The sequence below is a fragment of the uncultured Sphingomonas sp. genome (assembly GCF_964244235.1).
Taxonomy (GTDB): domain Bacteria; phylum Pseudomonadota; class Alphaproteobacteria; order Sphingomonadales; family Sphingomonadaceae; genus Sphingomonas.
The window spans coordinates 1-5,004 of record NZ_CAXTII010000123.1 but is presented as its reverse complement, the minus strand read 5'-3'; the positions used below and the strand labels follow the sequence as shown (position 1 = coordinate 5,004).

Below are 5,004 nucleotides of genomic sequence, written 5' to 3'. Positions count from 1 at the left end.
GCTGGAGCGGGTCCGTGCGGCGATCGTCGAGGCGGCGGTCATGGTCGACGTCATCGACGTCGGCGGCGGCTTCCCGTCGAGCTATCCGGGCATGGAGCCGCCCCCGCTGGAGCGGTATTTCGACGCGATCCACCGCGCTTTCGAATCGCTGCCCGTCAGCTATTCGTCCGAACTGTGGTGCGAGCCCGGACGCGCGCTGTGCGCCGAATACAGCTCGATCGTGGTGCGCGTCGAGCGTCGTCGCGGGGCCGAGCTGTACATCAACGACGGTGCCTATGGCGCGTTGTTCGATGCGGCGCATCTCGGCTGGCGTTTCCCGGTGGAGCTGATGCGCGAACCCGACAGCCGGGCGCGCGACATGGCGTTCAGCTTCTACGGCCCGACCTGCGACGACATGGATCACATGACGGGGCCGTTCCTGCTGCCCGCCGACATCCAGGCCGGCGACTATATCGAGATCGGGATGCTCGGCGCGTATGGCGCGGCGATGCGGACCGCGTTCAACGGCTTCGGCTGCGACGAGACCGTGGTGGTCGCGGACGAGCCTATGGTGTCGTTGTACGGCGATGTCTTCCGGGAAGTCGCGACGAACGTCGTCACGCTGTAATAGCTTTTCCGTACTGCCTTCTTCCTCCCCTCCCGCTTGCGGGAGGGGACCGAGGGGTGGGCGCTCGCTCACCACCGGCGGAACCGCTTGCGGATAGCGAGCGCCCACCCCCTGCCCCCTCCCGCAAGCGGGAGGGGAGGAGTTAGACATGACCGATACCAACCTATCCAACCGCAAGGCGGAACTGCTCTCCACCACGGTCGAGCATATCGACATCACCAGCTTCGACGCCCGCCCCATCGTGGACGCCATGAAGAAGATGTCGTTCACCAGCCGCGACCTCGGCCGCGCGACCGAGATCTACAACCGGATGCTGGCGGATCCCGATTGCACGATCTTCCTGGTGATCGCCGGATCGACCTCGGCGGGCGGCTGCATGGACCTGTATGCCGAACTGCTGCGCAACAACATGATCGACGGCATCGTCGCGACCGGCGCGTCGATCGTCGACATGGATTTCTTCGAAGGGCTCGGCCACAAGCATTACCAGGCGCTCGAAGTGCCGGACGACGACACGCTGCGCTCGCTGCTGATCGACCGGATCTACGATACCTATATCGACGAGGAGCAGCTCCAGGACTGCGACCACACGATCCTGGAGATCGCGAATTCGCTCGAGCCCAAGCCCTATTCGAGCCGCGCCTTCATCCGCGAGATGGGCAAGTATCTCGTCGAGCATGGCAAGAAGGACAATAGCCTGGTCAAGCTGGCATACGAGCATGACGTGCCGATCTTCTGCCCGGCGTTCGTCGACAGCTCGGCCGGTTTTGGCCTTGTGAAGCACCAGGTCGACCGCGCGAAGGAGGGCAAGCCCTACATGGTCCTCGACGCGATCGCCGATTTCCGCGAACTGACCGACATCAAGATCAAGGCGGGTACGACGGGCCTGCTCATGATCGGCGGCGGCGTGCCGAAGAACTTCATCCAGGACACCGTCGTCTGCGCGGAAATCCTGGGTCATGAAGACGTGCAGGTCCATAAGTACGCCGTGCAGATCACCGTCGCCGACGTCCGCGACGGTGCCTGTTCGTCCTCGACGCTGCAGGAGGCGGCCTCGTGGGGCAAGGTGAACACGGGCATCGAGCAGATGGTCTTCGCCGAGGCCGGTTCGGTGATGCCGCTTCTTGCCAGCGACGCCTATCATCGTGGCCACTGGAAGGACCGCGCCAAGCGCGCCTGGGGGAAGATGTTCGACTGATCGGGTGCGGGAGGCGCTGGACGAAGCGCCTCTCCTGTCGCATGTTCCGCCCGGTGATGGGGGGATGACGACATGGCGGTGCTGACGATCGCGGCGTTGCTGGCGCAGGCCGCAGCGCCCATCCCTGCGCTTCCCGATGTACCGTCGGATGTCCAAGCCGCGATGCCCATCGCGATCGAACGCCGGATGGCCACGCTGTACGACGAGGCCTGCCTCCAGGCATTCCCGATCGACTCGGCCGTGGACACGCTGATGGCGGCGAAGGGCGCGACCCCGCTGACGCCCGAGCAGGTGAAGGTCACGCTAGTCGACGATCCCGGTCGCGGCTGGTCGATCAAGGATGGCGAGAGAGAGATTTTGGTCTTCCTCGAACTGCCGCCGTTCCACGCCTGTTCGGTCCGACGGTTCACGGAAGTCGTCGATCCTGCCCTCTCGCAATATCGCCCGGTGACGGACGCGTTCGAGAAAGGCCATCCGGGCTTCACGCCCATGAAACCCTATGACGCGGATAGAAGCGACATTCACGTACACGCCGTCGGCGAGCAGCGTATGCTACCCGGCGGGGGAGCCGAATCGCTGTTCGTCTTCGATCAGCACGTCATCGACCCGGAGCGGCGCGCCAAGGGCGATACGGCCATCAACCTTCGCTTCGTTCACCAGATAAAGACACCGCAATGATCCCAGCGATATCGCACGCAGAAATCCTGAAACCGGTCGTCGTTCTCATCGGCTGGACGCTGGCGATGCTCGTCTGGATGCTCGCGACGCGCTTGCCCGCGATGCGCGCGGCGGGGGCCGACCTGACGAAGCTGGTCGGCAGCAAGGCAAGCGACGCCGATCGCGGCCTGCCCGCGACCGCACAGTGGAAGGCGCACAATCACAATCATCTGATGGAGCAGCCGACGCTGTTCTACGCCGTCGCGCTGGTGCTGGCGATCGGCGGCGGGGGGAACGGGATCGATGCGGGCGTCGCGTGGATCTATGTCGGATTACGGATCGCACACAGCATCGTTCAGGCGACGATCAATCGTGTGCTGTGGCGCTTCGTGCTGTTCATCGCGTCCAGCGCGGCACTGTTGGTGCTGACATTCCATGCCGCATTAATGGTGTTCTGATGGCGAAGGGCGAACTTTTCGAGCGTCACCGGCAACCCTGGACGACGGACGAGATCCAGAAGCTGCACCAGTTCGCCAAGAAAGGCATGGCTTTGAGGGCGATCGCGAAAGCGCTGAAACGCAGCGAGGAATCGACGAAGGACCGGGCGAAGGAAGACGGGTTGAACATCGCGAAGCTGCGGTGAGCGTGCCGTTGCCCACGCGCCCGCCGGACGCTACGCCGACATGCATGAAACTCATCATCGGCAACAAGGCCTATTCGTCCTGGTCGCTGCGCGGCTGGCTCGCGTGCAAGCAGTCCGGGCTGCCGTTCGAGGAGGTGGTCGTGCCGATGTACGACGTCGATTGGGATAAACGGCGCGCCGGGGATGAATTCGCGCCGTCGTCGGGCAAGGTGCCGATCCTGTGGGACGGCGACGCGGTCGTATGGGACAGCCTGGCGATCGTCGATTATCTCGCCGACAAGGTCGGTCGCGCGAAATTCTGGCCCGAGGACGATGCCGCGCGCGCGATGGCACGCTCGATGGCGGCGGAGATGCACTCGAGCTTCGCCGCGCTTCGCCGCAAGCACGGCATGAACATCCGCCGGGTCTTTCCCACGGTCGCGCCCGACGAGGACGTTCGCGGCGAATTGCTGCGGATCATGGAATTATGGGCGCAGGCCCGCGCGCGGTTCGGCGGCGCGGGGCATTTCCTGTTCGGTGATTTCGGCGCGGCGGACATCATGTTCGCGCCGGTGGTCACCCGCTTCGTGACCTATCAGTTGCCGATCGCCCGCTTCGCCGCGCCTTATATGGATGCGGTGCTGAACCACCCCTTCATGCAGGACTGGATCGCTGGCGCACAGGAGGAGGATTGGGTCATCGAGCAATATGAGCGGCCGGTAACGCAATAAGTGGCGGCCATCGACCCGGTGGCGCTTGCGCAGGCGCTGATCCGCGCGGAAAGCGTCACGCCCGCGCGCGGGGCCGTGTTCGACGTGCTGGAGGCCGCGCTGACCGGGAGCGGGTTCACGGTCGACCGGTTCGCGATCGGCGAGACACCCGACGGGCCGGTCGAGAACCTGCTGGCGACGCGTGGCGGTGAGGGACGGCATCTGGCGTTTGCGGGGCATGTCGACGTAGTGCCCGCCGGCGAGGGCTGGAGCGATTCGCCCTGGTCCGGGAAGATACATGGCGGGCTGCTCCACGGGCGCGGTGCGGTGGACATGAAAGGCGCGGTCGCGGCTTTCGTCGCGGCGGCCGTCCGCGCTGCCGGCGCCATCACGCTGATCATGACCGGCGACGAGGAAGGCCCGGCAACCTACGGAACACGCGCGATCATCGACCGGATGACCGCACGCGGGATCGCGCCCGATCTATGCCTGGTCGGCGAACCGACCTCCGCGCACCGGCTCGGCGACATGATCAAGGTCGGCCGGCGCGGGTCGGTCAATATCCAGATCGAAGTGTCGGGGCGCGAGGGGCATGTCGCCTACCCGCACCTTGCCGACAATCCAGCGCCGAAGCTGGTCGCGATGCTGGCCGAGATCGGCGCGCTGGAGCTGGACAGGGGCAATGCCTGGTTCCAGCCGTCCAATATCGAGATCACCGATCTGTCCGTCGCAGGCGGCGCGACCAACGTCATCCCCGCCCGGGCGTCGGCACGGCTGTCGATCCGGTTCAACGAGGAACAATCGGGCGATGCACTGGTGGAGCGGATCGCCGCGATCGCCGTGCGGCATGCGTCCGGCGCGAGGGTCGTCGGACGCGTGTCGGGCGAGGCGTTCCTGACGCCGCCGGGGAATTTCTCCTCACTTGTTGCCGCCGCGATTCAGGCCAGGACCGGAATCACGCCCGAATTGTCGACCACCGGCGGCACTTCGGACGCGCGCTTCCTGTCGAAACTGTGCCCGACGGTCGAATTCGGCCTGGTCAACGCGACGATGCACAAGGCGGACGAGGCGGTCGCGGTCGCCGACCTGCTGACGCTGACCGATATCTATGCGGACGTCATCGCGCGCGTCGCAGGATGATGTAGAGTGCGCCGGCCCCACCATGACGGGGATGCGCACCACGGACCGCCGCGATGGCACCGGCATGGCG

Annotated in this window: 6 protein-coding genes and 2 pseudogenes; 7 read left to right on the top strand and 1 reads right to left on the bottom strand. The window is 65.4% G+C overall.

Annotated features, from left to right (window positions below; all coding sequences use genetic code 11):
* The 7 genes and pseudogenes from ACFE7D_RS13885 to dapE all read left to right on the top strand — a co-directional run.
* Window positions 1–607 (top strand): annotated as a pseudogene (locus ACFE7D_RS13885) (type III PLP-dependent enzyme); the annotation flags it as partial.
* A 148-nt stretch (window positions 608–755) separates the two neighbouring features.
* Window positions 756–1,805: a deoxyhypusine synthase gene (locus ACFE7D_RS13880; RefSeq protein WP_375396003.1), complete on the top strand. Its 1,050-nt coding sequence runs from the start codon at window positions 756–758 to the stop codon at window positions 1,803–1,805.
* A gap of 72 nt (window positions 1,806–1,877) precedes the next feature.
* Window positions 1,878–2,483, top strand: coding sequence for a hypothetical protein (locus ACFE7D_RS13875; protein WP_375396002.1), 606 nt, complete (start codon window positions 1,878–1,880; stop codon window positions 2,481–2,483).
* A complete protein-coding gene (locus tag ACFE7D_RS13870; protein ID WP_375396001.1) occupies window positions 2,480–2,920 on the top strand; it encodes an MAPEG family protein in 441 nt (146 codons plus the stop codon). The genes ACFE7D_RS13875 and ACFE7D_RS13870 overlap by 4 nt, the downstream gene beginning before the upstream one ends.
* Complete coding sequence (locus ACFE7D_RS13865) at window positions 2,920–3,105, top strand: hypothetical protein (RefSeq protein WP_375396000.1); 186 nt, start codon at window positions 2,920–2,922, stop codon at window positions 3,103–3,105. The genes ACFE7D_RS13870 and ACFE7D_RS13865 overlap by 1 nt, the downstream gene beginning before the upstream one ends.
* Window positions 3,106–3,149: 44 nt before the next feature.
* The gene (locus tag ACFE7D_RS13860) at window positions 3,150–3,815 is read left to right on the top strand and encodes a glutathione S-transferase family protein (RefSeq protein WP_375395999.1); all 666 of its coding nucleotides are present in this window, start codon (window positions 3,150–3,152) and stop codon (window positions 3,813–3,815) included.
* Window positions 3,816–4,934 carry a succinyl-diaminopimelate desuccinylase gene (dapE, locus tag ACFE7D_RS13855; RefSeq protein ID WP_375395998.1) on the top strand — a complete coding sequence of 373 codons (1,119 nt, stop codon included), beginning with the start codon at window positions 3,816–3,818 and terminating at the stop codon, window positions 4,932–4,934.
* On the opposite strand, the pseudogene ACFE7D_RS13850 reads toward dapE, so the two are convergent.
* Window positions 4,912–5,004 (bottom strand): annotated as a pseudogene (locus ACFE7D_RS13850) (DNA mismatch repair protein MutS); the annotation flags it as partial. The gene dapE and the pseudogene ACFE7D_RS13850 overlap by 23 nt on opposite strands.

Coding starts and splice junctions, on each gene's coding strand:
- ACFE7D_RS13865 (WP_375396000.1), top strand. CDS start 2,920: ATGGCGAAGGGCGAACTTTTCGAGCGTCACCGGCAACCCTGGACGACG.
- ACFE7D_RS13860 (WP_375395999.1), top strand. CDS start 3,150: ATGAAACTCATCATCGGCAACAAGGCCTATTCGTCCTGGTCGCTGCGC.
- ACFE7D_RS13880 (WP_375396003.1), top strand. CDS start 756: ATGACCGATACCAACCTATCCAACCGCAAGGCGGAACTGCTCTCCACC.
- ACFE7D_RS13870 (WP_375396001.1), top strand. CDS start 2,480: ATGATCCCAGCGATATCGCACGCAGAAATCCTGAAACCGGTCGTCGTT.
- ACFE7D_RS13875 (WP_375396002.1), top strand. CDS start 1,878: ATGGCGGTGCTGACGATCGCGGCGTTGCTGGCGCAGGCCGCAGCGCCC.